Origin of the sequence: Halomonas dongshanensis (assembly GCF_024790395.1) — a bacterium.
Taxonomy (GTDB): Bacteria; Pseudomonadota; Gammaproteobacteria; order Pseudomonadales; family Halomonadaceae; genus Vreelandella; species Vreelandella dongshanensis.
In genome coordinates this window covers 178645-204179 of sequence record NZ_JAJISC010000005.1, presented here as the reverse complement: position 1 = coordinate 204179, position 25535 = coordinate 178645, and the positions used below count along the sequence as shown (strand labels likewise).

Below are 25535 nucleotides of genomic sequence, written 5' to 3'. Positions count from 1 at the left end.
TCACTGCGTCCTATCGATATAGGCGCGCACGCGTTCGAGATCCCCAGCGGTATCGACACCCGCCGGGTTCGCCTCACACGCCAACGCCACCTGAATGGCGTGCCCGTGCTGCAGCGCGCGTAGCTGTTCGAGCTGCTCAAGCTGTTCGAGCGTGGCCGGGGGCCAGTCGCGATAGGCGTAGAGAAAACTCGCCCGGTAGGCGTAGATACCAATGTGACGTAGCCACGCGTCGGTCTCGAGCAGGGCAGGCTGCGCCGCAAAACGTTCGCGATCCCAGGGAATCGGCGCGCGCGAGAAGTAGAGCGCGCGGCCGTCAAAGCGGCGCACTACCTTGACCACGTTAGGATTGAACAGCGTCTCGACGTCACTGATCGACTCGGCCAACGTGGCGATGGAAGCGCCCTCGTCATCGGCCAGCCGCTCGGCGACTTGGTTGATCAGCGCGGGCGGAATCAGCGGCTCATCGCCCTGAACGTTGACCACCAGCGTCTCGTCGGGCAGCGCCAGCTTTTCGGCCACCTCGGCTAGACGATCGGTGCCCGAGGGGTGAGCGGCACGCGTCATCACTACGTCGGCGCCCAGCGCCTCCATCGCCGCTTGGATACGGCTATCGTCGGTGGCGATGACCACACGGCTGGCCGCGCTTTGCTTGGCACGGCGCCAAACGTGCGCCACCATCGGCTCACCGGCGATATCCAAAAGCGGTTTGCCCGGTAGACGCGTCGATCCAAAGCGTGCCGGGATGACGGCAACGAACGTCGCCCCCATTACACCTCCCCCGTGCGGCCTGGTGAGGTACGCAGCTTCTCGTCGGCACTCATTACCCGCGCCTCTTCGGGCAGCATGACCGGGATACCCTCACGAATGGGGTAAGCGAGCCCTTCGACGTAGCAGAGCAGCTCCTGCGCCTTGGCGTCGTATTCAAGCTTGCTCTTGCTCACCGGACATACCAGCATTGCCAGCAACTCTTTATCCATGGTCGTTCTCCTCGTCACGCGCCAGGGCCGACAATCGCGTTGCCAGCCACTCTTCGAATTCGGATGGAAGCACCGCTTCCACGTCCAGCGCCCAGCTGTCGGCTGGCACCGCTTTTTGACACTTCACCGCGTCCTTGGCCGTCATCACGATCGGCCGCGGTTCGGCAAAGTGTAGATCCTCTGCGCCAAAGGCGTGATGGTCGGCGAAGGCGTGCCACTGACCCTGCACGCCCAAAGCCTCCAAGGTCGCGAAAAATCGCCCTGGGTTACCAATGCCCGCCACCCCATGCACTGGCAGCGCAAACGGCAGTGGCGCAAGCGGTAAACGCTCGCCATCGGCCAAGCGCCACCAGCCAATGGGGCGAAGGCGCATGGTCGTTGCCTGCGGCGCCTTACCAGACTCTCTAGACGCATCGTCACCGTTAACGATCACTCGGTCGACCGTCGCTAGGCGCGACGCCGGTTCGCGCAGCGGCCCCGCGGGCAGGCAGCGCCCGTTACCCAGCCCCCTGGCGCCGTCGATCACCACGAGCTCGATATCCCGATCGAGCGCCAGATGCTGCAAGCCATCGTCACTGACGACGATATCGCAGCCCATCGCCACCAGCGCCTTAGCACCGCGCCCACGCTCGGGGTCGGCGACCACCGGTACGCCGGTTTGCTGTGCCAGCATCACCGGCTCGTCACCGCTTTGCGTCGTTGGCGTTTGCGGTGTCACCATAAGCGGATAGTGCGGCGCCTTGCCCCCATAGCCACGGGTAACGATCCCAGGGGTATAGCCGCGCGCGGCAAGCCAGCGCACGAGCCAGGCCACCAACGGCGACTTACCGGTGCCACCCAGGGTGATGTTGCCCACCACGATGACGGGAACGGAGAGTGTGGTTCGCGGCTTGCGCCCATCGGCGTAGGCGCGCGCGCGCGCCTGCATGATACGCGCATAGAGCGCACCGAGCGGGGCTAACGGCCAAAGCCAAGGGCTACCCGCGTAGGCGCCCTTGAGCCAACGCTCGCCGAGGCTCACTCGCTCTCCTGAAACTGCAGCTGATGCAGCGCAGCGTACGCGCCACCGGCTGCCAGAAGCGCCGCGTGCGTTCCCTCTTCGACGATACGCCCCTGCTCCATCACCACGATGCGATCGGCCTTCTCGATGGTCGAGAGACGGTGAGCGATGACCAGGGTGGTGCGCCCCTCACAAACGCTCTCTAGTGCCTGTTGAATGTAGCGCTCGGACTCGCTGTCCAGCGCCGAGGTGGCCTCGTCGAGAATGATCAACGGGGCGTCTTTGAAGATCGCCCGGGCAATCGCTAAGCGCTGACGCTGACCACCGGAGAGCATGACCCCGTTCTCACCTACCTTGGTGGCGTAGCCATCGGGCAGTTTTTCGATGAATTCGTGGGCATAGGCGGCCTTGGCCGCAGCTTTGACGGCGTCGAGATCGACTTCGTCAGCGCCGTAGGCGATGTTCTCGGCGATGGTGGTATTGAACAGCGTGACCTGCTGAGAGACCAGCGCAATCTGGCGCCGCAGCGGCCCCAGGGCGTACTCATTGAGAGGAGTCCCATCCAGGGTAATAGTACCTGCGCTTGCTGTGTAGAAGCGCGGCAGCAGACTGACCAGCGTCGATTTACCGCTACCCGAGCGGCCAACGATGGCGACCATTTCGCCCGGTGCCACGCGCAGATCGATGTGGCGCAGCACATCGACTTGGTCTGCGCCGTAGCGGAACGCCACGTCGTTAAAGTGAATCCGACCTTGAATGCGCTCGGCGACGAAGCGGCCTTCGTCCTTCTCGGCCTCGGTGTCCAGCAGGCCGAAAAGCTCGGCGGCGGCCGCTATCCCTTTCTGAATATCGCTATTGATCTCGGTCAGCTGGCGCACCGGCTTGACCATCAGCGCCGCTGCGGTGATGAAGGCCACGAACTCGCCGGGAGTCATATTGGCCATCAGCGCTGGGGCCATGGCAAGCCACACCAGTAGCGCCATGGAGATAGCGACCAGCATGAGAATGACCGGCGAGCTGACGGCCTTGGTCATCGCCTCTTTCATACTCTGGCGGCGGTTCTCTTCACTGACGCGTTCGAACCGCGCCTTCTCGAAAGCCTCGGCATTGTGCGTACGCACCACGCGATAGCCAGAAAGCGCCTCGGAAGCCACGTGGGTGACATCGCCCATCGAGCTTTGGATGCGCTTGGAGATACGCCGAAAGCGCTTGCTGACGTAGCTGACAACCCCCGCGATGAGCGGCGTAATGGCGAAGAACAGCAGCGTCAGTAGCCAGTTGGTCCAGAGCAGATACGCCATTAACCCCACGACGAAGAGCCCCTCGCGCATCAGTACGGTCACCGCATTGGTGGCCGCACCGGCCACCTGCTCGACGTGATAGGTCACCCGGGAGACCAAGTGGCCGCTGGAGTGATTATCGAAAAAGCGCCCTGGCAAATGCAGCATGTGAGAGAAAACGTCGCAGCGTAGCGTATGTACTACCGAGCGCCCGACGAGGGCCATGTAGTAGGTACTCAAGAAAGTACCGAGACCCCGAGCGCCGAACATCAACACCACGAACAGCGGCAAGAACAGGCGAAAGCTGGCATCGGGGTTCTGAATACCGTCGATCAACTGCTTCATCAGCTCGGCAAGCGCTGTGCTGGAAGCGGCGTAAACGGCAAAACCGACGATCGCCAAGGCAAAGGCGCGCCAGTAGGGTTTGACGTAGCCCAGAAGGCGCTTATAGAGAACCCAACCTGAATCAGTCACACGAGCTCCTGGCAGTGGTGTGCAGTGGACGCGATTCTACCTCAAGGCGGCGGTGGCCGACACCGATCAAGCCCCGGGACCGGCCGTTGGCTGCTAATGGCAACTGGCTCGCTCAGGCGATAGCGAAAACGTACGGCGCCCTCGTAGGCGGTGCTCCATAAACAGCTTCCCTGGTGGCGAAAGCGGCGCACCACGCTATCCACTGGATGCCCAAAAGCGTTGTAGCGTCCGGCGCTGAAGACCACGTGCTCAGGCGCAAGCGAACGCACGAACTGCACCCCGGAGCTGGTGGCACTGCCGTGATGCCCGGCGACCAGCAAGCTCACGGGGGCGTCGACGTCGAGCAAAAAACGCCGCTCGATGTCATGCCCAACGTCGCCGGTGATGAGAATGCGGTGCTCGCCAAACTGTACTAGCAACACACACGAGCGATCGTTGGCCGAAAGCGCCTCGTGGCCCGCTCCTGGCCAGAGAAAACGGAACTCGGCGGCGCCGACGCGCCAGCTATCGCCGCGTCGACACGCCTCGAACTCGACCGCTAGCGGCTCGTTTTCCGGAGCGCTCCACGCCGCCACCTGATGCGCCTCGACGAGTGCGGCAATGCCCCCGGCATGATCGATATCGGCGTGGCTGACGATGACTCGATCAAAGTGCTGACCCGGAGGCCAAAGCGTAGAGAGCGGCATGAAGCCGCTGCGAAAGCGCGGGCCGGTGTCGTAAAGCAGGCGGTAGTCGTCCAGACGCAGCTCCACCAGTTGGCCCTGACCGATATCGTGCACCGTCACCTGCAGCGTTTTAGGCTCAGAGGGCGCCTCCCGCCAGAGAGGCGACAGCGCCAGCAGCACCACAGGCGCCAGGCGTAGCCACCCAGGCACGCCGGGAAGCCCCCAGGCCAACGCCAGAAGCACGAGCGCACAGGCCAACGGATACGTTAGCCAAGGCGCCGGTTCCCACAGCGGCCACTGCGCCACGGTCACCTCGAGCGCCCACATGAATAGTGAAAGCGCCTCACCGAAAAGCCACCAAATACCCTCGCCCACTAACGGCACGGGCGCCAGCAGCCAGCCTAGCAACGCCAAGGGCACCATGATCGAGCTGACGTAAGGTACCGCCACCAAATTTATCAAGGGCGCCGCCGGCGCTACGCGCCCAAACGCCAGCAGCACCGCCGCCGCCATAATCGGCGCCAGCAAACACTGTGATCTAACGAGCGCCCAGCACCAGCCACGCCAGCCGCTCGGCCGCGCGCGCCCCTGCCAAATGACGATGAGCCAGGCCACGGCAAGAAAGGAGAGCCAGAGCCCTGGGCGCCATAGCGCAAGCGGGTCGAACACCACCACTAGCGCAAGCGCCAACCACCACGCCTGCCAAGCGCCCGGCGCGTGGCGCCCGCTAAGCACCCACAGCGCCACCAACGACATCACCATGGCGCGCATGGCCGGTGGCCCCATACCGGCCAGTGCCGCATAGCCAATGGCGACTCCGCCCGCCCCCAGCCAGGGCCAGAGACGCAAGCGCCAATCGCGTGGATTGATGACCCGTGCCAGCGTCCGCAATAGCACCAGCGCAAGCGACGTCACCAATCCCACATGGAGCCCCGAAATTACCGCCAGATGGGTCGTACCGCTTGAGTTGAGGAGTGTCCAATCCTCCTGGTCGAGAGCGGCGCTCTCACCCAGGGTGAGCGCCGCCAACCAGCGGCGGGTAGTATCGTCGATGGAGCGTGTCATTAGCCACTCAAGCGCCCACTGACGCGGCGTAGCGCGCGCCGCGTCAAGCCGAACGGGTGCAGGCGAAGCGCGCACGTATCCCGTGGCCTGAATACCCTCGCGCCACAGCCAGCGCGCATAATCGAAAGCTCCCGGATTGGCAAAGCCATGGGGCGGGCGCAGGCGTAGCGTCAATGCCCACTGCTCGCCGGGCGCGGCGGCAATGGGATCATATGCGCTGACCCGCACACGCGTGAGCCGCTCACAGCTTGGCAGCGATACGGGAGCTTGGCAGGCGTTGACCGAGAGCAGTAGCCGCGTGGCACCGTCGGACGCCTGCATGCTCTCTACGCGCGCCTGGACGGCAAGATCGGTACCGATCAGCCCTTCGGGTAGGGCGGCGTGGCGCTGGGTTTCGATCGCCCATAAGCTGGCGCCAAAGGCGGCAAGCGAAAGCGTCAGCGTAACCAAGCATCGCGGCCGCGCAGCCACCAGCCAGAGCCCGATGAGCAACAACACAGGCACGGCCTGCGCGGTGAGCTCCCACGCGGCCACTACCGCTCCCATGAGGGCCGCCGTAGCGACCTGTAGCGCAACGCCTACCCGCACCTCCGCTCCTGTTTTGATTATTACGTTTATCGTTATGGCATAGGTCGTTCGTGCGTACCGCTCTTCTTGGATGATGATCACGGCGCCCTACCACGCCTACCCCATAGCCGTGACGCTGCGCTATATGGATAATAGGTAGCTTCGAACCCAAGAGTATCCGACATGCCGCGCCGGTTCTTACAGCGCTACATGCCCAGGCCCGATACCTTGAAGCGCCAGCGCTCGCTGCGCTTCATGGCGCCCTTGATCGCCGATCCGGGACTCTGGCTCCTCACTCGCCGCACGGTGGCCAACGCCTTTAGCGTGGGTCTCTTCTGCGCCATGCTGCCCATCCCCTTCCAGATGGTCGTAGCCGCGCTCGGCGCGCGTTTGACCCGCTGCAACCTGGCGCTATCGGTCGGCTTGGTATGGATCACCAATCCCCTCACTATGCCACTGATTTACTATGGCAACTACCGCGTGGGCACGTGGCTAATGGGTTCGCCGGTGCGCGAGGCGCCGTCACGCATTTCGACACGTTGGATCGCCGAGCAGATGCACGACATTGTGCCGCCGCTGTTTCTGGGTTCGCTCGTCGTCGCGATCGTACTGGCCGTCGTGGCCAACGTGGCCATTCGCCTCATCTGGCGCTGGCATATCTCGCAGAACTGGAAACGCCGCCGCCAAAAACGTCGGCAGCGGCGCGCACGGCTCGAATCGCAGTTCGATGACTGCGAGTAAGCGTAAGAAAAAAGACGAAAGAAGAAAAAACTAGAAATGAAACACGAACGGCCGTCGAATGACGGCCGTTCGTGTTTCTGGTCCGAGACTAAAGGTTCAAGAGATCAAGCCAATGACTGCGGCAAGAGCCGCCCGCCGTCGAGCTTGAGCACGCGATCCTGATGCGCCGCCAAACCAACGTCGTGGGTCACGATGACGAAAGCGCAGGCGCTCGCCTTGGCCAGTTCGTCCATCAGCGCCAAAATCGTAGCCGCCGTGGTTTGATCGAGGTTGCCGGTTGGTTCGTCCATCAGCACTAGGCTTGGGTCGGTGACCAGCGCCCGCGCGATGGCCACCCGCTGGCGCTCGCCGCCAGAAAGCTCACCGGGCTTGTGATGGGCACGTGGCGCCATACCGACGCGCTCCAAAAGCTCCATGGCCCGTTTTTCAGCCACTTTTTTGGCTTGGCCGCGAATGATCAGCGGCAGCGCCGCATTCTCGAGCGCGGTGAATTCGGCCAGCAGGTGGTGGAACTGATAGACGAAGCCAATATAGCGATTACGAAAGCGCCCAAGCGCCGCCTCGTCGAGGGCCGCGAGCGACTCGCCACCGATGTTCACCCGCCCGCTCGTCGGCCGGTCAAGGCCGCCAAGCAGGTTCAATAGCGTCGTCTTACCCGAGCCGGAGCTACCCACGACGGCCACACGCTCACCGGCGTGCACCTGGAGGGAAAGCCGGTCGAGCACGGTCAGATCCTGCGGTCCTTCGCTGTAGACACGGGTCAGGTCCTGGCAGTCCAGCATGACGCTGGCAGCTGATGCAGATTCGGTCATGGTCGTGGCTGCCTCACTCATAGCGCAGAACATCCGCCGGCTGGACACGTGCCGCTCGCCAGGCCGGATAGAGGGTGGAAAGGAAGGTCAGGCCGAAGGCGGCCAGGACGATATCGCGCACGTCGCTCCACAGCAGCTGCGAGGGCAATTCGCTAACGAAGTAGACCCCCGCATCGAGGAAATGAATACCGAAGACGGATTCGACGAAGGCAATGATGTCCGCAATCGTCAACGCCAGCGCAATGCCTGCGATCACGCCAATGGCGATACCGATCACCCCGATGGCCAACCCCTGAACGATGAAGATGCCCATGATCGAGCGCGGCGTCGCCCCGATGGTACGCAAGATGGCGATATCAGCACGCTTGTCGGTCACCACCATCACCAAGGTCGACACGATATTGAACGCCGCTACGGCGACGATCACCGTCAAGAGCAGCGCGATCATGCGCTTCTCCATCTGGATCGCCTGGAACAGGTTGCCCTGGGTCGAGGTCCAGTCATTACCGCGGTATCCGGGGCCCAAGTCATCGATGATGCTGCGAGTCACTTGGCCCGCCAGGAAGAGGTCGTCGAGCTCCAGGCGCAATCCGCCCACGCCGTCACCCAGGCGCGCCAGCGTCTGCATGTCTTCGATGTGGGCGTAGGCGAGGCTGGCATCGAGTTCTGCGCCGACGCTGAAGATGCCGCTTACGGTAAAACGCTTGAGCCGAGGGAAGACACCCGCTGGCGTAATCGACGCTTCGGGCACCAGTAAGGTCACGCGATCTCCCACGCCCACACCAAGACGACGCGCCAGAATAGAGCCCAATACCACGTTCCATGAGCCCGCTTCGAGATCGTCGAGCGAGCCTTCGCGCATGTGATCGCCAATGATCGAGACCTGACGCTCCCAATCGGGGCGAATGCCAGTCACCATGGCCCCTTCATTACGACCGCCAGCTGAAAACATACCCTGCTGCTGAACGAAGGGTGCTACGCCGATAACGTGTTCGCGCTGGCCCAATTGCTCGGCGAGCGCCTCCCACTCCACCATGCCGCCACTTTGCTCGATCTTGGTATGCGGCACCATGCCAAGGATACGCGTGCGCAGTTCGCGGTCGAAGCCGTTCATGACCGAGAGCACGAGAATCAGTACCGCGACACCCAGCATCAAGCCGAGCATAGAGGTAAGCGAGATGAAGGAGATAAAATGGTTCCGGCGTTTAGCGCGCACGTAGCGCAACCCCACCAGAAAAGGCAAACGATCGAGCATGGCGTCATTCCTTATCGATAAGCGCTCATGGTACGTTTTTTTACCACCGGGTGCATGTGCAACCTGACGGGTACCGCCGTCAATTAAAACCGGCGCTTAGAGTAGAATACACAGCAACCGTTCCCTACCGACGCCGCCGTTACTTCGAGGGTGCTCGATAAGTTGCATCTTCGCCGCGCAGCGCCTACATTGCGCCGACTTTTTACTCTGTGGCTCAGGCTCTACGACGCTTGGTCACCGCGCCCTCAGGAGGACTTTCATCCCCGTGGCTACCTCGACTTATCGCCTGTTGCCCGAGTGGCATCCACAAGACGCCGTTCAGCTCACCTGGCCACGCGCCGAAGGCGACTGGAAGGCGATGCTCTCGCGCATCGAAGCAACGCTCGAACGCATCGTGCTCGCCAGCGTCGACCATCAGCGCGTGGTAATCAGCGTCGAAAATGAGGCCACCCAGAGGCGCCTGGCGGCAACCTTTGCCGCCTACGGCGTTGCCACCGAGCGACTGGCGCTCATCGTTGCCCCTACCGACGACACCTGGGCGCGCGATCACGGCCCACTCGGCGTGGTCGATGGCGAAGACCACCCCGCCCTGCTCGACTACGTCTTTACCGGCTGGGGCGGCAAGTTCCCCGCTCAGAACGACGACAAGCTCACGCGACATTTGGAAGCCGCGGGCGTTTGGGCCTGCCCCGTGCAAACACGCACGTTGGTGCTCGAAGGTGGCGGCATCGAAACCGACGGCCAAGGCACGCTGTTGACCACCGAAGCCTGCCTGCTCAATCCCAACCGCAATCCCGAGCGTAATCGCGCCGAGATCGAAGCCGAGCTGCGCGCCGACTTCGGCATCGAACGCTTTCTATGGCTCGCCAATGGCCACCTCGAAGGCGACGACACCGACAGCCATATCGATACCCTGGCGCGCTTCTGCGATACCCACACCATCGCCTACGTGCGCTGCGACGACGAAAGCGATGCGCACTACCCGGCGCTGCGCGCTATGGAAGAAGAGCTCAAAGCCTTTCGCCAGGCCAACGGCGAGCCGTACAGGTTGATTCCGCTGCCTTGGCCACAAGCGGCGTTCGACCCCGAAGATGGTCATCGCCTACCCGCGACCTACGCCAACTTCCTGATCATCAACGGTGCCGTGATGGTGCCCACCTACGGCGATCCGGCGGACCTGCCCGCGCTGAACGCCCTGGCCACTGCTTTCCCCGATCGCACCATCGTGCCCATCGACTGCACCAGCGTGATTCGTCAACACGGCAGCCTTCACTGCCTAACCATGCAGCTGCCCAAAGGCACGCTCAACGCCGACGTATTCGCCACCCCTGCCTGAGGAGGGCATGCAATGTCCGAAACGCTCGCCACGCCCAAGACGCTGACCGTCGCCGTCGTACAACAACCAGCTTGGCCCGATAAGGCCAAGAGCCTTGCCGCCAGCGAAGCGGGGGTTCGCGCTGCGGCCGCGCAAGGCGCCAAGCTCGTGCTGCTGCAAGAGCTTCACGCCACCCACTACTTCTGCCAATACGAAGACCCGGCGCTGTTCGATCTTGCCGAACCGCTGGATGGCCCCACCGGGCGCCACCTCGAAGTCCTGGCGCGCGAGCTCGATATCGTGCTGGTCGGCTCGCTCTTCGAGCGTCGCGCCCCTGGGCTCTACCACAATACGGCCGTGGTCTACGATGGCGATCAGGGCCGCATTGGTCACTATCGTAAGATGCACATTCCGGACGATCCGGGCTTCTACGAAAAGTTCTACTTCACCCCGGGTGATGCCGACGCCGAGCGCAAAGAAGGCTTTACCCCCATCGACACCTCCGTTGGACGCCTGGGCATCCTGGTCTGCTGGGATCAGTGGTACCCCGAGGCCGCACGGTTGATGGCGCTAGCCGGGGCGGAGCTTTTGCTCTACCCCACCGCCATCGGCTGGGACCCAAGCGACAGCGACGCAGAGAAGACGCGTCAGAAAGACGCCTGGACGCTCATTCAGCGCGCCCACGGTGTTGCCAACGGTCTGCCGGTCTTGGTTGCCAACCGCGTTGGCTTCGAGCCCGACCACTCCGGCGTCGGCGGCGGCATCGACTTCTGGGGCGGCAGCTTCGTCTGCGGCCCGCAAGGAGAGCTACTCGCCCATGCCGACGCGGCGAGCGAACAGCAGTTGGTCGTCACCCTCGACATGGCCCGCGGCGAACACACCCGCCGCATCTGGCCCTACCTGCGCGACCGCCGCATCGACGCCTACGGCGACTTGACCCGACGCTATCGGGATTGAGCTAGGCATTGAAACTAGCTATTGAAAACGGGATATAGAAACGCAAACGCCTGCACATCGAGCAGGCGTTTGCATTGGTAGAACTAGCGAGTGGTGCGCTAGCGCTTTACTTCCAGAAATCGCGAATCGAGGCGATGCCCTGGGCGCCAACGGCGCGGGCGTGGTTGGCGTCGAAGCGAGTCATGCCGCCCAGGGCGAAGACCGGCATGCCAGCGCGCTCGACCAGCTGCTGGAAATCGTGCCAGCCCATAGGCGCGACTTCAGGGTGAGAAGGCGTCGTGCGCAGCGGCGACAGCGTGACGAAGTCGCAGCCCACCAGAGCGGCCTGATCGAGCTGGGCCTTGTCGTGAGTGGAGGCGGAGAGCCACTTGCCTTGGGCAATGGGGCGGCGCTCGAGCTGCATCAGCCGCTCGCTGGTAAGGTGGATACCGTCGGCATCGACTGCATCGAGCAGGCTCGGCTCACCGTTGAGCAGCAGCCGCGCGTCATACTGACGGCACAGCGCCAACGCACGCTGGGCGCGCTCGACATAGGCGCTCTCATCGAGCGTCTTGGCGCGTAGCTGCACTAGGCGCACGCCATCTTCCTTCAGCGCACGCTCAAGCCGTGTATCGAAGCGGGCTTCGTCGTCCTCTTCGGCTGTGATGAGGTACTCGGTGGGCAGCATGACCGCCCGCAGAATGGGTAGGTTAGCCGCCGGGAAGGGGTAGTTGACCAGCTCCTCCATCGGCACCCAGCGCACCGCCTGACCTTCACGTCCAAAGGGCTCACCGGCATAGTCGTGCACCTGCCACACGTCGAGCAGGATATGCTTGTCCGGATACTCGTGATGTACGCGAATCAAGGGCTGCGCACGGGTGATCTCCACGCCAAGCTCTTCGTGAAGCTCACGCTTGAGACCTTCCAGCCCGGTTTCGTAGGGCGCGAGCTTGCCACCCGGAAACTCCCACAGCCCGCCTTGATCGACGTTCGAGGGACGCCTGGCGATGAGAACTTCCTTACGGTCGGCATTGATCATCGCCGCCGCCGCGACGTGAACGCGTCGTTTTACCTTTACACTCATTACGTTATCCACTGTTTAGCCTCCAGGCCAGAAGACCTGGAGCGCGACTTCGCTCGACGTTCGAAGCGTGTTTATTTCGAACGCTTAGCTGCGGTAGTCGGCGTTGATCGATACATAGTCATGGGAGAGATCCGAGGTCCACACCGTTGCCTCGGCCTCACCGCGGCCGAGGTTGATCGCGATGGTAATCTCCTCCTTGGCCATCACCGAGCTTCCCGCGGCTTCGGTATAACTCGCCGCTCGTCCGCCGTGCTCGACCAGGCGAACGTCGCCCAGATCGATAACGATGCGGTTGACGTCGAAGTCGGTCACCGGCGCGCGGCCTACGGCGGCGAGAATACGCCCCCAATTGGCGTCCGAGGCGTAGAGCGCGGTCTTGACCAGGGGCGAATGCGCCACGGTGAAGGCAACGTCCAGCGCTTCGGCCCGGCTCTGGGCGCCGCTGACCGCCAAGGTGACGAACTTCGTCGCCCCTTCGCCATCGCGGATGATCATTTGAGCCAGCGCCGTCATGACGTCTTGCAGGGCGTCACGAAAGCGTGCGATATCGGCCTCGCTCTCGATGCGAGGGCCTCGGCCCGTTGCCGCCAGCATACAGGCATCGTTGGTCGAGGTGTCGCTATCCACGGTGATGCAGTTGAACGAGGCGTCGACTGTCTCGCGCAGCAATTGGTCGAGCAGTGCCTGCTCGACGGTGGCACTGGTCACCACGAACCCGAGCATGGTGGCCATGTTGGGCTTGATCATGCCCGAGCCCTTGGTTATGCCGTTGATCACGACTTGCTCGCCACCAATTTCAAGCGTCACACTTGCGCCCTTGGCCCGAGTATCGGTGGTGAGAATACCCTCACCCGCCTGCTGCCACGCTTGGCTGGTTGCCTCACGAGCGTCGAGCGCGGGCGAAATTCCGGCGCTCAAGCGCGCCATCGGCAGCGGCTCACCGATCACCCCGGTGGAGAACGGCAGCACAGAGCTGGCCTCTACCCCGACTGCCTCGGCGAGCACGCGACAGCTTTCGCGGGCATCGACCAGCCCGGCTTCGCCCGTCCCCGCATTGGCATTACCAGTGTTGATCAGCCAGTAGCGCGGCGAGCGCCCTTCGGCGCGGCAGGCCGCCATATGCGCCTTGGCCACGCTCACCGGCGCCGCGCAAAAGGCATTGCGCGTAAACACGCCCGACACCGTTGCGCTCTCGGGCAGCTCGATCACCACCAGATCGCGGCGGCTCGGCTTTTTGATGCCTGCCATGGCCGTACCTAGACGCACACCATCGAGCATCGGCATATCGGGGAATGGAACCTGCCCTACCGCCATGTAAAACTCCTCGCGAAAGGGCCGCACGTGGCGGCCAGGGTGATATCAGTCAAGTTTGCCACAGCACTGCTTGTACTTCTTGCCCGACCCACAGAAGCAGGGATCGTTACGGCCGATCTTACGTCCGTCGCGACGCACCGGGCGCGCCTCGGGCGCGTCGGCAGCTGCCGTTTCATCGCTAGGCGCCGCGTCAGGATCGTCGTGGCGGCTCGCCGCAGCGGCTTTTTCACGCTCGAGGGATTCACGTCGCGTGCGCTCCAGGGCGTCGACTTCCTCGGGCTGGCGCACCTGAACATGGCTCAGAATACGCGTGACGTCGGCCTTGATGTTGGTCAGCAGGTGCTGGAACAGCTCGAAGGACTCGCGCTTGTACTCCTGCTTGGGATTCTTCTGAGCATAGCCACGCAGGTGGATGCCGCGACGCAGGTGATCCATCGACTGTAGGTGCTCTTTCCAACGCGTATCGAGCACTTGCAGCATGACCTGCTTTTCAAAGCGACGAATCAGCATCTCACCCACCGCAGCAACCTTGGCTGCGTAGGCCTCGCGGTGCATCTCCTGCAGACGCTCGCGCAGCTTCTCTTCGCTAAAGCGTTGATCCTCTTCGGCCCACTCTACCACGGGAGCAGTGAGGTTGAACTCGCTCTTGAGGTGCGCTTCAAGTCCCGGCAAATCCCACTGCTCGGCCAGGCTTTGCGGCGGCACGAAGGCACTGATGGCGTCATCCATCACCTCTTCACGAATGCCCAAGACGGCGTCGGAAACGTTATCGGCCGCGAGGATCTCATTGCGCTGCTCGTAGATCACCCGGCGTTGGTCGTTGGCGACGTCGTCGTACTCAAGAAGCTGCTTGCGGATGTCGAAGTTACGCCCTTCGACCTTCTTCTGCGCCCGCTCGACGGCGTTGGAAACCATCTTGTGCTCGATGGCTTCGCCACGTTCGAGTCCCAGCGCCTGCATCAGGCGCTTGACCCGATCGGAACCGAAGAGGCGCATCAGGCCATCTTCCAGCGACAGGAAGAAGCGCGTGGAGCCTGGATCGCCCTGGCGCCCGGCGCGGCCGCGCAACTGGTTATCGATACGCCGCGACTCGTGGCGCTCGGAGCCGATGACGTGAAGCCCGCCCGCTTCGAGCACGGCGTCGTGGCGCGTCTTCCACTCGGCTTTGAGGGCATCGATCTGCTCTTGGGTAGGATTGCTCAACTTGGCGGCCTCGGCCTCCCAGTTACCACCAAGCATGATGTCGGTGCCGCGGCCGGCCATATTGGTCGCGATAGTGATCGCACCTGGGCGCCCGGCCTGTGCGATGATCTCGGCTTCGCTCTGGTGTTGTTTAGCGTTGAGCACATTGAAATTGAGCCCGGCATCGCGCATCAGTCGCGCCAAATACTCGGACGTCTCGATCGAGGCGGTACCCACCAGCACTGGGCGCCCGGCTTCGGTTTCGGCTTTGACGTCTTTGATGATCGCCTCGAATTTCTCCTCGGCGCTGAGATAGACCAGATCGTTCAAGTCCTTACGCGCGAGCGGGCGATTGGTCGGAATGACTACGACGTCCAGGCCGTAGATCTGACGAAACTCGAAGGCTTCGGTATCGGCAGTGCCGGTCATGCCCGAGAGTTTTTCGTAGAGACGGAAATAGTTCTGGAAGGTTGTCGATGCCAGCGTTTGGCTTTCACGCTGCACCGTGACGCCCTCTTTGGCCTCCACCGCTTGGTGTAAGCCCTCTGACCAACGCCGACCCGGCATGGTACGCCCGGTATGTTCATCGACGATCACCACCTGATTGTCGGCAACGATATAGTCGACATCGCGGTGATACAGGTGGTGCGCGCGTAGCGCCGAGTGCATGTGCTGCAAAAGACCCAGGTTCTGTGCGGCGTAGAGCGAGTCGCCTTCGCTCAAAAGTCCTTGGCTGCGCATCAGCTCTTCGACGCGGTTATGCCCTTGCTCGGTGAGTTCGACCTGCTTTTGCTTCTCGTCGAGGATGAAATCCCCGCTGACGACCGCTTCGTCGTCCTCCGATACTTCACCGCGCTCTAGCTGGCGGGCCAAGCGATCGACGACACCGTACATCTCGGTGTTATCGTCAACGGCGCCGGAGATGATCAGCGGTGTACGTGCTTCATCGATGAGGATGGAGTCGACCTCGTCGACGATGGCGAAGTGCAGCCCGCGCTGAACCTTGTCCTCCAGCGAGAAGGCCATATTGTCGCGCAGGTAATCGAAGCCGAACTCGTTGTTGGTACCGTAAGTGATATCACAGCCGTAGGCGTGACGCTTCTCGTCACCGCTTTGACCAGCGAAGATGACACCGATGCTGAGGCCAAGAAATTCGTACAGCGGGCGCATCCATTCGGCATCCCGGCGCGCCAGATAGTCGTTGACGGTGATGACATGCACACCCTTACCGGGTAGCGCATTGAGGTAGACCGCCAACGTCGCTACCAGGGTCTTGCCCTCGCCAGTCTTCATCTCGGCGATGCGACCACGGTTGAGCGTCATGCCACCGATCATCTGCACGTCGAAATGACGCATACCCATGATGCGTTTGCCCGCTTCGCGGACGACGGCAAAGGCGCTTGGCAGCAGGCTATCCAGCGATTCTCCCTGCTCCAGGCGTTGGCGCAGAGCGGCCGTTTGCCCTTGGAGCTCGGCATCGCTCATTGCCTCGAACTCGGGTTCCAGCGCGTTGATATGCTGGACGCTCTTGTGCATCCGTTTGACTTCGCGATCGTTCTTGGAGCCGACGACTTTACGCAACAAACTATTGATCATGAAAATCCCAACTGTCTACGAGCGACCCGAACGAATCGTCTCATTCATCTGAATAAATAATGGCTATGACGTAGAGGTTGGGGCACAGGGCGGTCCACGCAAGGTGAGCACATCGAGATCGGCGACTTTGAGCAGTGGCCGAAGCGCAGGCAAATGCGCTTTCACGCGCCTAACAGGATGCCGACGACGCGGGCGCCGTGCCAGAATACGTTGGCGCTTGGCCACCCACTGCTGAACGCGTAAAAGCGCCGGCATCCACAGATAAACGCTAGCGACACGCTCGCTGCCTCGCAGAGTGTCGATTCCGCTTAACCCAGCGGGAAGCAGGCAGCCGACCAAGAGCCCCGCAAACCACCAGCGCGCTCGCCCATGACGGCGCGCGCGCCGCTCACAGCGAGGTAGGATGAGGTCGGCGGATGACATACTGTCGGCAAGCTCCTGGCGTGTTAATCTGGCGTGGACGCGCGCGCACTCTCTGCGCGGCGGCGCTATTCGCAGCGGCTGTTGGAAACAGCGTAGGAATCAGGTGCATGAGTATAAAGGTTAAGCGTTCGCGCGCCCAGCCCATTGCCCGTCTGCTCAACGCATCGGCAGGCCCAAACACGCGTGAAGGCGTGGGACTTTTGATGCGTCAGTCGCGACTGATCGAGCAGGCTCAGCAGCACTTGCGCGCTCACCTGCCCGAACAGATGCGTGAGTACGTCCATGTAGGCGGCTTTCATAGTGGACGACTGACCATCATCAGCAACCAAGCCAGTTGGGTGACCTGGCTACGCTTCGAGCAGCCACGGCTTTTGGGCTTGTTGCACCAGCTGCCGGGCTTTGAGCGCCTCGAGGGGCTGACCTTCAAGGTGCGCCCCGTCCGCCCCGTCAAAACACCACCCAAGGTGACACGCACGCTCTCCTCCCAGGCAGGCCAGACTCTGGCAGAGTGCGCCAGCGACACCGACGATCCGGCTCTCAAACGCGCACTCCAACGCCTCGCCTCCCATGCAAAAAAAACCGAGGATTAGGCTTCAAGTGAGGGGGTGAGGGATAAAAACCAATAAAGCGTAATAGAAAAAGCACCGCATGCGGTGCTTTTTCAAAAGGTTCTAAATCAAGGCAATTAGCTAGACTGCGTCGATGGTCACGCCGTGGCAGTGGCCGCGTAAGAGATCGGGGCGACGGCGCGCTCACCTTCGAAGGTGACGATCTCGAAGGCATCAGGCTGGGCGAGCAGTTCGCGACACAGGCGGTTATTCAGCGCGTGTCCTGACTTCACTCCACGGAACTCACCGATCAAGCTATGGCCAAGCTGGTAGAGGTCACCAATAGCATCGAGCACCTTGTGTTTGACGAACTCGTCTTCGTAGCGCAGACCACCTTCGTTAACGATACGGTAGTCGTCGACTACGATGGCGTTATCCAGACTGCCACCGAGCGCCAAGTTATTGGAGCGCAGGTACTCGATATCGCGCATGAAACCGAAGGTACGCGCGCGCGACACTTCCTTGACGAAGGAGGTGGTCGAAAAATCGATCAGCGCGGTCTGCTTCTGCTGTTCGAATACCGGGTGATCGAAATCGATCGAAAACGACACTTTGAAGCCCTGATGGGGCAAAAACACCGCTTCTTTGTCACCCTCGACCACGGTTACCGCACGCTTGATACGGATAAACTTCTTGGCCGCCTCCTGCTCGAGGATACCCGCCGACTGGATCAAAAAGACGAAGGGGCTAGCACTGCCATCCATGATCGGCACTTCGGGCGCGCTAAGATCGACGTAAGCGTTATCGATACCCAGGCCGGCGAAAGCGGACATGAGGTGCTCGACGGTGGCTACCTTGACGCCATCTTGAGAGAGCGCAGTGCACAGCGTGGTGTCTTCGACCAGGTGAGCGGACGCGGGAACGTGGACGACGGGGTCCAGATCGGTTCTGACAAACACAATCCCTGTGTTGACCGGCGCGGGGCGCAATGCCATATGGACTTTCTTGCCAGAATGCAGCCCCACTCCAGTGGCGCGAATGACGTTTTGAAGGGTGCGTTGTCTGATCATGGGCAGTGGTCGAACTCTGGTAACGGTAAACGAACCGCAGGATTGAAGTTATCAAACAGTGTTCACTTTAACAGCAAACGAGGGTTTTAACCAATAAAACCCTCGTTTGAAGCACTATGAACGTGATAGCGATGTCTGATCGCCATCTAGTAACAACGATCAATCCGCCTGGCGGCGCAGGAAAGCGGGGATATCGAGATAGTCGTCGGCCTCGGTGGCACGGCGCTTTTCGGGCCGCGGCTTGCTGGCTTCAGGGGCTTCCGCACGAGCAGTTGCCTGCTGACGCATGACCGTCGGCTGCTGCAGTTTGCGGTAATCGGAGTTGCCGTCGGCATTGGCGCGACGGGCAGGCTCCCGCGATGCCGCCACCTTGGGCTTGTGGCTGTCCAAACCGGCCGCCACGACAGTAACGCGTAACTCGTCGGACATCTCCATATCGATGGAGGTCCCCACCACGATGGTGGCTTCCTGAGAGGCGAACTCTTGGACGGTAGCACCAACATCGTTGAACTCACCGATGGAGAGATCGGGGCCTGCCGTGATGTTGACCAGAATACCGCGCGCGCCGTGCAGGTCGATGTCTTCCAGCAAGGGGCTGCGGATGGCCTTCTCAGCGGCTTCACGTGCGCGGTTTTCGCCCGTGGCGCCACCGGTACCCATCATCGCCATACCCATTTCGGACATCACCGTGCGCACGTCGGCAAAGTCGACGTTGATGATGCCGGGGCTGGTGATCAGCTCGGCGATACCCTGAACGGCTCCGAGCAGAACGTCGTTGGCAGCGCTGAACGCCGTCAACAGCGTCGCGTTCTTGCCCAATACCGAAAGCAGCTTTTCGTTGGGAATGGTGATCAGCGAGTCGACGTGCTCGGATAGCTCCTTCATGCCCTCTTCTGCTGCGCGCTGGCGCTTGGGACCCTCGAAGGGGAACGGGCGCGTCACCACGGCAACAGTGAGGATACCCAGCTCCTTGGCCACCTGCGCAACGACGGGCGCACCGCCGGTACCGGTACCGCCGCCCATGCCTGCGGTAATGAAGACCATGTCGGCACCACCAAGAAGCTCAGCGATACGCTCGCGATCTTCCATAGCCGCCTGACGCCCCACCTCGGGGTTGGCCCCAGCGCCGAGGCCCTTGGTGATTTCACCACCGAGTTGCAGCACCGTTTTGGCCGCTACACGCTTGAGCGCCTGAGCATCGGTGTTGGCGCAGATGAACTCGACGCCTTCGATATTGCTTTCCACCATGTGGTTGACGGCATTACCCCCACCGCCGCCAACGCCGATGACTTTGATGACCGCACTGCTCGAGGGTGCGTTATCTACCAGTTCGAACATAAGCCCCGTCTCCTGAACCGCATTTGCGGCCCTGTCAGAAATTTCCTTTGAACCAGCCCTTGATTCTTTCCAGCGCTGAATGACCTTCCTTGATATCACGCCGGGAGACGTCATGACGCCCTTTGTGGTGCGCCGACAGGCCTCCTCCGTGGCTGTCAGTGCCGTGCCCATGGCGGCCTTCCTGCAAGGCATAATGCAGCAACCCAACCCCGGTTGCATAGATAGGATTGCGTACGACGTCCGACAACCCTTTGACATTCTGCGGTGACGCGATGCGCACCGGCATATGGAAGATCTCTTCGGCCAGCTCGCTGACGCCTTCCATGCGCGACGTGCCGCCGGTCAATACCACGCCAGCCGCAACCATGTCCGCGTAACCGCTGCGGCGCAGTTCGTCGCGCACCAAGGTAAAAAGCTCTTCGTAGCGCGGCTCGACAACTTCGGCCAGTGCTTGGCGCGAGAGGTCCCGCGCTGAACGATCACCGACGCTAGGCACCTTGATCATTTCGTCGCTGGCGGCCAGCTGAGTTAAGGCGCAGGCGTACTTCACCTTGATCTCTTCGGCGTGCTGGGTCGGCGTACGCAAGGCCATGGCGATATCGTTGGTCACCTGGTCGCCAGCAATTGGGATGACGGCGGTATGACGAATGGCACCTTCGGTGAAGATCGCCATGTCGGTGGTGCCGCCACCGATATCGACCATGCAGACGCCGAGTTCGCGCTCGTCCTCGGTGAGCACCGCCATACTGGAAGCCAGTTGCTCGAGAATGATGGCATCGACTTCGAGCCCACAGCGACGCACGCACTTTTCGATGTTTTGCACCGCGTTGAGTGCCGCCGTGACCAGGTGAACCTGGGCTTCGAGACGCACGCCCGACATTCCCAGCGGCTCACGAATACCGCCTTGGGCATCGATCGAGAACTCTTGAGGCAGTACATGAAGCACGCGCTGGCCTTCGGAGATTGCCCGGGCGCGGGCGGAGTCGATAACGCGGTCGATATCGGAAGGCGTGACTTCACGCTCCTTGATCGCCACGACACCGTCGGAGTTCATCGAGCTGATATGACTACCGGCAACACCAACGTAAACCGAGTGAATATCGCACCCAGCCATTAGCTCGGCCTCTTCGACGGCCCGCTGGATGGACTGCACGGTGGATTCGATGTTGATGACCACCCCGCGTTTCATCCCCCGCGACGGGTGGGAGCCGATACCGGCGATTTCGATGCCACCATCATCGGTGGGTTGCCCGACGATCGCCACGACTTTGGACGTTCCGATGTCCAGCCCGACCACCATATTAGATGCGCTAGGTGAGCCTGCCATGAGTCGGGAATTCTCCTTGTGAGTGATCTAGCCAAACTATTTTATGCGCCACGCGGAAGGCACTTTCACTCATCTGCCTTTAAGCCGCCTAGTGGTCGCAAGTTGTTGTACGTATCTTTCCATGGGCGCCAATAAGATAAAAAAGCGGCACACCCACCAAGACTGCCTCATGTTATCGAAACAAAAGCAAGAATACGACCGTTTCAAGCCCACAATAATGGGCTTAGAGAAGAATTTAAACCCCGTTTGAGGCATTTTCCGCGATGGCGGTCACTCACTTTTAGTCAAAACTGCTTATCGAGTGAAACTTAGTCCCCTTCCCCGTCGCTTTCGTCGAATTCGCTTTCTCCGTGCCAGGCAACCGCCACGCCATTGGGATAGCGCAGATCGATATAACGGATATGTTCGCCTTGGCGATAGAGCTCGCGCTGCCATGAAGCAAAAAGACGCGCCAAGCGAATGTCGTGATCGCGCCGACCGAGCATTACCCAAGTACCATCATTGATCTGCAAACGCCAAGCCCCCCTGGGTTCGAGGCGCAGTTGGGTAAGGTCGAGCGAAAGCATGGTAAAGCGCGGCGTGAGGCGTTCGAAGTAATCGAGCACCTCTTCGCTGCTGCCCTCGGGTCCAGCGAGATCGGGAAGCCCGGAGGGCGGTCGTAGCGGGACAAAAGCGAAAGGCTCGCCCTCTGGATTGAGCAGAAAGGTATCGTTCCAGCGCGCCACCGGCCTCTGCTCGACCAGCTCAAAAAGCAGCGCATTGGGCCACTCACGCGAGATACGCACTTCGTGCAACCAGCCAATTCCCAGCGCGCGCTCGCGCAACTCGCCCAGATCAGCAGAGAGCCAAGTGGCATTTTGGACCAAAGGCGCGAGCTGCTCGCGCAGGTAATCGGCGGTCACGTACTCCCAATCACCACGGATCGACACGCGCTCGATCGGGCGGTCGAGCCAGAGCCATAGCGCGCGCCCTCCGGCGACCATCAATAGAGCGAGGAGGATGACTCCCAGCCAGGCGTTACGCCGTTTCATGATGCGCTCTTGCTCTCCGCCGTGGCCAAAATACGCACCACTAGCTCATCGAAATCGATGCCCGCGTGGGCCGCGGCCTGGGGAACCAAACTATGGTCGGTCATACCGGGTACGGTATTGACCTCGAGCAGCCAAAAGCTCCCCTCGGCATCGCGCATAACGTCGACACGCCCCCAGCCTCGTCCGCCCATAGCGGCAAACGCCTGCTGGCAAAGCGCAGAAAGCGCCCGCTCGTCGACCTCATCAAGCCCGCAAGGCAAATGGTACTGGGTGGTATTGGAAAGATACTTGGCGGCGTAGTCGTAAAAACCGCCCGGCACCTCAACGCGAATGACAGGCAGCACGGTCTCGCCCAAAAGCGTTACCGTATACTCCTCACCGGCGACGAAGCGCTCGGCCATGATCTGGGTGTCGAAAGTCGCCGCATCGCGGTAGGCCGCTTCGAGCTCGGCTTCACTGCGCACGATGCTGATGCCCAGCGTCGAGCCTTCATGAACCGGCTTGACCACCAGTGGGAAGCCCAACTGCGATGCCACGGCCGCCCACTCGGTATCGGGCGCGAGCATGATACTCTCCGGCGTCGGCAGACCAAGCGCCTGCCAAACCTGTTTGGTGCGCTGCTTGTCCATCCCCAGCGCCGAAGCCAACACGCCGCTACCGGTATAGGGAATGCCCAGCAGTTCGAGCGCCCCTTGCAGCGTGCCATCCTCACCGCCGCGACCGTGCAGGGCGATAAAGACCGCGGAGGGCGCCAACGCTTCAAGCCCAACGAGTCCGCCCTCTTGAGGATCGTAGCCAACGGCAGCTACGCCTTGGCGCTTAAGCGCGGCGAGCACCGCCGCACCGCTTTTCAGCGACACCTCGCGCTCGGCGGAGCTGCCACCATAGACCACTACGACGGGACCATCGCCGCGCACCTGCTGCCCTACCGCTGCTCGTTCGCTCATAACGCCACCTCGTCGAGTACCAGTTGTGCCTGGGCTAGTCGCAGCGAGATACCGCCGACGTCACCCGCACCCTGCGTGATTAGAATGTCGCCAGGGCGCAGCACGTTCCCCAGCAGCGTCGGCAGCTCCTGCTTGTGCTCGACAAAGAGCGGGTCGACCTCGCCGCGCTGGCGAATCGAGCCTGCCAGGGTACGCCCTTCGGCGCCCGGAATCACCGCTTCGCCCGCGCTGTAAACGTCGAGCAGCACCAGGGTATCCACCTGGGAGAGTACGCGCACGAAGTCCTCGTAGAGATCGCGGGTACGGGTATAGCGGTGCGGCTGATAGAGCATCACCAAGCGCCGTTCGGGCCAACCGGCGCGTACCGCCTTGATCACCATCTCGACTTCGCGCGGGTGATGGCCGTAATCGTCCACCAGCATGATCGGCGCACTACTCTGATGCTTCTCGGCCAAATTGCCTGCAGCGAATTCACCGTGAACCTGAAAGCGCCGCCCTACCCCGGCAAAGCTTGCAAGCCCGCGCTGGATCGCCTCGTCGCTCACCCCGGCATCGGTCGCCACGACAATGGCGGCCATGGCGTTGAGCGCATTGTGGCGCCCCGGCATCGCCAAGCGCACGTCGAGCGGGGCAGCGTTACCTGGGCGCAGCGCGGTAAAGGCCACCTCACCGCCCTGCTGGGTGAAGTTCTCGATACGGTAGTCAGCGTCGGCATCGAAGCCGTAGGTAACGAACTGGCGCTTGATTTTGTCGCGTAGCCCGCGCACGTGGGGGTCATCGATACAGAGCACGGCCAAACCGTAAAACGGCAGATTGTGCAGAAATTCGATGAAGGTATCCTTGAGCTTCTCGAAGTCGCCACCGTAGGTGCTCATATGGTCGGCATCGACGTTGGTGACGATGGCAACCATCGGCTGCAGGTGCAGAAAGGAGGCATCGGACTCATCGGCCTCGGCAACGAGATAATCGCCCTCGCCCAGGCGAGCATTGGTCCCGGCGCTGGTCAACTTTCCGCCGATGACGAAGGTCGGATCGAGCCCGCCTTCTGCCAGCAGCGTGGCCGTTAGGCTGGTCGTGGTCGTTTTGCCGTGAGTACCCGCCACGGCAATACCGTGACGAAAGCGCATCAGCTCGGCGAGCATCTCGGCGCGACGCACCACCGGTACGCGGTGTTCGTAGGCCCAGCGAATCTCGGGGTTAGTGGCATCGATGGCGCTGGAGACGACCACTACGTCGGCCCCTTCCACGTGCTCTGCTGCATGGCCTAGGGCGATATCTACGCCGCATTCGCGCAGCCGATCCAGCACGCTAGAGGCTTTGAGGTCGCTGCCGCTAACGCGATAGCCCTGATTGGCCAGCACCTCGGCAATCCCGCACATACCCGCCCCACCGATGCCGACGAAGTGGATACGGCGAATGCGACGCATGCCCGGCGCGCCGGGATAGGCAATGGACGAGGGTTGCGGCTTGGCTGACTCGATCACGCGGTCTCTCCTTGATTGATAATGTCCATGCAGCCTGCGAGCAGTTCGGCGGTCGCCGTCAGGCGCGCGGCGCGACGAGCGTTAGCAGCCATCCGCGCGAGCACCTCGGGGTCGAGCAGCTCATCGAGTAGGTGCGTTAAGCGCTCGACGCCAAGCTCGGCCTGCACCACGCAAACGGCCGCCTCAGCCTCCACCAACACCTCGGCGTTGACGCGCTGGTGGTCGTCGACGGCGAAGGGAAAAGGTACCAGCAGTGACGGCTTGGCGGCCGCCGCAAGTTCGGCCACGGTGAGAGCTCCCGAGCGGCAAACCACAAGATCGGCCCAGGCGTAAGCGGCAGCCATGTCATCGATGAAGGGCTCGACGCGCGCAACCACCCCTGCCGCCCGGTAGCGCTCAGCGGTATCGGCGTCACGATCACGCCCGGACTGATGATGAATCTCCAGCGCGCGTTCGCCGGGCAGTGCGGCAAGCGCTTCGGGTAAGCGTTCGTTGAGCGCAACCGCACCAAGCGAGCCGCCTACCACCAAAAGACGCAGCGGGCGCGCGGCCATTTCGTCAGCGCGCTTGGGCGCTTCGCCAAGGGCTGCGATATCGTCGCGCACTGGATTACCGATCACCTCGGCGCGCCCACCAAAGGCCTGCGAAAAAGCGGCGTAGGTGCGCTTGGCCAGGCGCGACAGCACGCGGTTGGTCAGCCCTTCGATAGCGTTTTGCTCGTGGATGATCAGCGGGATACGCCCAAGCCAGGCCGCAAGTCCGCCCGGGCCGCTGGCAAAGCCGCCCAGCCCGACCACCAGCTGCGGACGGAAACTACTCAGAACGCCACGCGCCTGACTTACGGCGCGCGCCAGATTGAACGGCGCCTTCACCCAACCCGCCACCCCCTTGCCGCGCAGCCCGGCCACGGCAATGGTATGCAAACGAATGCCCGCCTCGGGAACCAGACGATTTTCGATACCGCGGGGGCTTCCTAGCCACTCGACTTCGATGCCTGCCGCGATCAACGCGCGCGCCAATGAAAGCGCCGGGATCACGTGGCCACCGGTGCCGCCCGCCATGATGAGAACGCGTCTTGGCGTCGTCGTCACACTCACTCCTTGA

The 25535-nt window shown here is 62.0% G+C and carries 22 protein-coding genes; 4 read left to right on the top strand and 18 right to left on the bottom strand.

Features of this window, described 5'->3' with window-relative positions; genetic code table 11:
• From kdsB to LLY24_RS12110, 5 genes are read right to left on the bottom strand one after another with little or no spacing between them, the layout of a single operon-like run.
• Nucleotides 1–768 (bottom strand): 3-deoxy-manno-octulosonate cytidylyltransferase, encoded by a 768-nt coding sequence (gene kdsB / locus LLY24_RS12130; RefSeq protein ID WP_259036558.1) that lies wholly within the window; start codon nt 766–768, stop codon nt 1–3.
• On the bottom strand, nt 768–977 hold the full coding sequence (locus LLY24_RS12125; RefSeq protein WP_259036557.1) for a Trm112 family protein: 210 nt from the start codon (nt 975–977) through the stop codon (nt 768–770). The genes kdsB and LLY24_RS12125 overlap by 1 nt, the downstream gene beginning before the upstream one ends.
• Nucleotides 970–1998 carry a tetraacyldisaccharide 4'-kinase gene (gene lpxK, locus LLY24_RS12120; RefSeq protein WP_259036556.1) on the bottom strand — a complete coding sequence of 343 codons (1029 nt, stop codon included), beginning with the start codon at nt 1996–1998 and terminating at the stop codon, nt 970–972. The genes LLY24_RS12125 and lpxK overlap by 8 nt, the downstream gene beginning before the upstream one ends.
• Entirely contained in the window at nt 1995–3731 is a 1737-nt protein-coding gene (gene msbA, locus LLY24_RS12115) for a lipid A export permease/ATP-binding protein MsbA (RefSeq protein WP_259036555.1), read from the bottom strand. Before msbA ends, lpxK begins: the two co-directional genes overlap by 4 nt.
• 41 nt (nt 3732–3772) lie before the next feature.
• Nucleotides 3773–6049 (bottom strand): DNA internalization-related competence protein ComEC/Rec2, encoded by a 2277-nt coding sequence (locus tag LLY24_RS12110; RefSeq protein WP_259036554.1) that lies wholly within the window; start codon nt 6047–6049, stop codon nt 3773–3775.
• Nucleotides 6050–6211: 162 nt separating this feature from the next.
• Between LLY24_RS12110 and LLY24_RS12105 the strand changes: the two genes are divergently transcribed.
• On the top strand, nt 6212–6769 hold the full coding sequence (locus LLY24_RS12105; RefSeq protein WP_259036553.1) for a DUF2062 domain-containing protein: 558 nt from the start codon (nt 6212–6214) through the stop codon (nt 6767–6769).
• 104 nt (nt 6770–6873) lie between these two features.
• Here LLY24_RS12105 and LLY24_RS12100 read toward each other — a convergent pair whose 3' ends face one another.
• Nucleotides 6874–7581, bottom strand: a complete 708-nt coding sequence (locus LLY24_RS12100; RefSeq protein ID WP_259036552.1) for an ABC transporter ATP-binding protein — start codon at nt 7579–7581, stop codon at nt 6874–6876.
• 13 nt (nt 7582–7594) lie between these two features.
• Nucleotides 7595–8836, bottom strand: coding sequence for a lipoprotein-releasing ABC transporter permease subunit (locus tag LLY24_RS12095; protein ID WP_259036551.1), 1242 nt, complete (start codon nt 8834–8836; stop codon nt 7595–7597).
• Between the two features lie 265 nt (nt 8837–9101).
• On the opposite strand from LLY24_RS12095, the gene LLY24_RS12090 reads away from it, so the two are divergent.
• On the top strand, nt 9102–10172 hold the full coding sequence (locus LLY24_RS12090) for an agmatine deiminase family protein (protein ID WP_259036550.1): 1071 nt from the start codon (nt 9102–9104) through the stop codon (nt 10170–10172).
• Between the two features lie 12 nt (nt 10173–10184).
• Nucleotides 10185–11108, top strand: a complete 924-nt coding sequence (locus LLY24_RS12085; RefSeq protein WP_282563389.1) for a carbon-nitrogen hydrolase — start codon at nt 10185–10187, stop codon at nt 11106–11108.
• Between the two features lie 106 nt (nt 11109–11214).
• Here LLY24_RS12085 and LLY24_RS12080 read toward each other — a convergent pair whose 3' ends face one another.
• The 4 genes from LLY24_RS12080 to LLY24_RS12065 all read right to left on the bottom strand — a co-directional run bounded on the left by LLY24_RS12080 (nt 11215) and on the right by LLY24_RS12065 (nt 16686).
• Nucleotides 11215–12171: a Nudix family hydrolase gene (locus LLY24_RS12080; protein WP_259036549.1), complete on the bottom strand. Its 957-nt coding sequence runs from the start codon at nt 12169–12171 to the stop codon at nt 11215–11217.
• A gap of 84 nt (nt 12172–12255) precedes the next feature.
• Entirely contained in the window at nt 12256–13485 is a 1230-nt protein-coding gene (argJ, locus tag LLY24_RS12075; protein WP_259036548.1) for a bifunctional glutamate N-acetyltransferase/amino-acid acetyltransferase ArgJ, read from the bottom strand.
• A gap of 45 nt (nt 13486–13530) precedes the next feature.
• Complete coding sequence (gene secA / locus LLY24_RS12070) at nt 13531–16263, bottom strand: preprotein translocase subunit SecA (RefSeq protein ID WP_259036547.1); 2733 nt, start codon at nt 16261–16263, stop codon at nt 13531–13533.
• A 63-nt stretch (nt 16264–16326) separates the two neighbouring features.
• Nucleotides 16327–16686 carry a hypothetical protein gene (locus LLY24_RS12065; RefSeq protein WP_259036546.1) on the bottom strand — a complete coding sequence of 120 codons (360 nt, stop codon included), beginning with the start codon at nt 16684–16686 and terminating at the stop codon, nt 16327–16329.
• A 107-nt stretch (nt 16687–16793) separates the two neighbouring features.
• On the opposite strand from LLY24_RS12065, the gene LLY24_RS12060 reads away from it, so the two are divergent.
• Nucleotides 16794–17276: a DUF721 domain-containing protein gene (locus LLY24_RS12060; protein ID WP_259036545.1), complete on the top strand. Its 483-nt coding sequence runs from the start codon at nt 16794–16796 to the stop codon at nt 17274–17276.
• 116 nt (nt 17277–17392) lie between these two features.
• Here the strand turns inward: LLY24_RS12060 and lpxC are convergent, their stop codons facing one another.
• The 7 genes from lpxC to murG form a co-directional block, all read right to left on the bottom strand.
• Nucleotides 17393–18304 (bottom strand): UDP-3-O-acyl-N-acetylglucosamine deacetylase, encoded by a 912-nt coding sequence (lpxC, locus tag LLY24_RS12055; protein WP_259036544.1) that lies wholly within the window; start codon nt 18302–18304, stop codon nt 17393–17395.
• Nucleotides 18305–18463: 159 nt separating this feature from the next.
• Nucleotides 18464–19642, bottom strand: coding sequence for a cell division protein FtsZ (gene ftsZ / locus LLY24_RS12050; RefSeq protein WP_259036543.1), 1179 nt, complete (start codon nt 19640–19642; stop codon nt 18464–18466).
• Between the two features lie 34 nt (nt 19643–19676).
• Nucleotides 19677–20969, bottom strand: a complete 1293-nt coding sequence (gene ftsA, locus LLY24_RS12045) for a cell division protein FtsA (protein ID WP_259036542.1) — start codon at nt 20967–20969, stop codon at nt 19677–19679.
• A gap of 308 nt (nt 20970–21277) precedes the next feature.
• Nucleotides 21278–22000, bottom strand: a complete 723-nt coding sequence (locus LLY24_RS12040) for a cell division protein FtsQ/DivIB (protein ID WP_259036541.1) — start codon at nt 21998–22000, stop codon at nt 21278–21280.
• Nucleotides 21997–22947 carry a D-alanine--D-alanine ligase gene (locus tag LLY24_RS12035; protein ID WP_259036540.1) on the bottom strand — a complete coding sequence of 317 codons (951 nt, stop codon included), beginning with the start codon at nt 22945–22947 and terminating at the stop codon, nt 21997–21999. Before LLY24_RS12035 ends, LLY24_RS12040 begins: the two co-directional genes overlap by 4 nt.
• Nucleotides 22944–24374, bottom strand: a complete 1431-nt coding sequence (gene murC / locus LLY24_RS12030; protein ID WP_259036727.1) for a UDP-N-acetylmuramate--L-alanine ligase — start codon at nt 24372–24374, stop codon at nt 22944–22946. The genes LLY24_RS12035 and murC overlap by 4 nt, the downstream gene beginning before the upstream one ends.
• Nucleotides 24375–24427: 53 nt before the next feature.
• On the bottom strand, nt 24428–25522 hold the full coding sequence (gene murG, locus LLY24_RS12025; RefSeq protein WP_259036539.1) for an undecaprenyldiphospho-muramoylpentapeptide beta-N-acetylglucosaminyltransferase: 1095 nt from the start codon (nt 25520–25522) through the stop codon (nt 24428–24430).
• Nucleotides 25523–25535: the final 13 nt, after the last annotated feature.

Bases quoted from the DNA above. Each gene is read 5' to 3' on its own strand.
- kdsB (WP_259036558.1), bottom strand. From the start codon at position 768: ATGGGGGCGACGTTCGTTGCCGTCATCCCGGCACGCTTTGGATCGACG.
- LLY24_RS12125 (WP_259036557.1), bottom strand. From the start codon at position 977: ATGGATAAAGAGTTGCTGGCAATGCTGGTATGTCCGGTGAGCAAGAGC.
- LLY24_RS12105 (WP_259036553.1), top strand. From the start codon at position 6,212: ATGCCGCGCCGGTTCTTACAGCGCTACATGCCCAGGCCCGATACCTTG.
- LLY24_RS12100 (WP_259036552.1), bottom strand. From the start codon at position 7,581: ATGACCGAATCTGCATCAGCTGCCAGCGTCATGCTGGACTGCCAGGAC.
- LLY24_RS12095 (WP_259036551.1), bottom strand. From the start codon at position 8,836: ATGCTCGATCGTTTGCCTTTTCTGGTGGGGTTGCGCTACGTGCGCGCT.
- LLY24_RS12085 (WP_282563389.1), top strand. From the start codon at position 10,185: ATGTCCGAAACGCTCGCCACGCCCAAGACGCTGACCGTCGCCGTCGTA.
- LLY24_RS12080 (WP_259036549.1), bottom strand. From the start codon at position 12,171: ATGAGTGTAAAGGTAAAACGACGCGTTCACGTCGCGGCGGCGGCGATG.
- argJ (WP_259036548.1), bottom strand. From the start codon at position 13,485: ATGGCGGTAGGGCAGGTTCCATTCCCCGATATGCCGATGCTCGATGGT.
- secA (WP_259036547.1), bottom strand. From the start codon at position 16,263: ATGATCAATAGTTTGTTGCGTAAAGTCGTCGGCTCCAAGAACGATCGC.
- LLY24_RS12065 (WP_259036546.1), bottom strand. From the start codon at position 16,686: ATGTCATCCGCCGACCTCATCCTACCTCGCTGTGAGCGGCGCGCGCGC.
- LLY24_RS12060 (WP_259036545.1), top strand. From the start codon at position 16,794: ATGAGTATAAAGGTTAAGCGTTCGCGCGCCCAGCCCATTGCCCGTCTG.
- lpxC (WP_259036544.1), bottom strand. From the start codon at position 18,304: ATGATCAGACAACGCACCCTTCAAAACGTCATTCGCGCCACTGGAGTG.
- ftsZ (WP_259036543.1), bottom strand. From the start codon at position 19,642: ATGTTCGAACTGGTAGATAACGCACCCTCGAGCAGTGCGGTCATCAAA.
- ftsA (WP_259036542.1), bottom strand. From the start codon at position 20,969: ATGGCAGGCTCACCTAGCGCATCTAATATGGTGGTCGGGCTGGACATC.
- LLY24_RS12040 (WP_259036541.1), bottom strand. From the start codon at position 22,000: ATGAAACGGCGTAACGCCTGGCTGGGAGTCATCCTCCTCGCTCTATTG.
- LLY24_RS12035 (WP_259036540.1), bottom strand. From the start codon at position 22,947: ATGAGCGAACGAGCAGCGGTAGGGCAGCAGGTGCGCGGCGATGGTCCC.
- murC (WP_259036727.1), bottom strand. From the start codon at position 24,374: ATGCGTCGCATTCGCCGTATCCACTTCGTCGGCATCGGTGGGGCGGGT.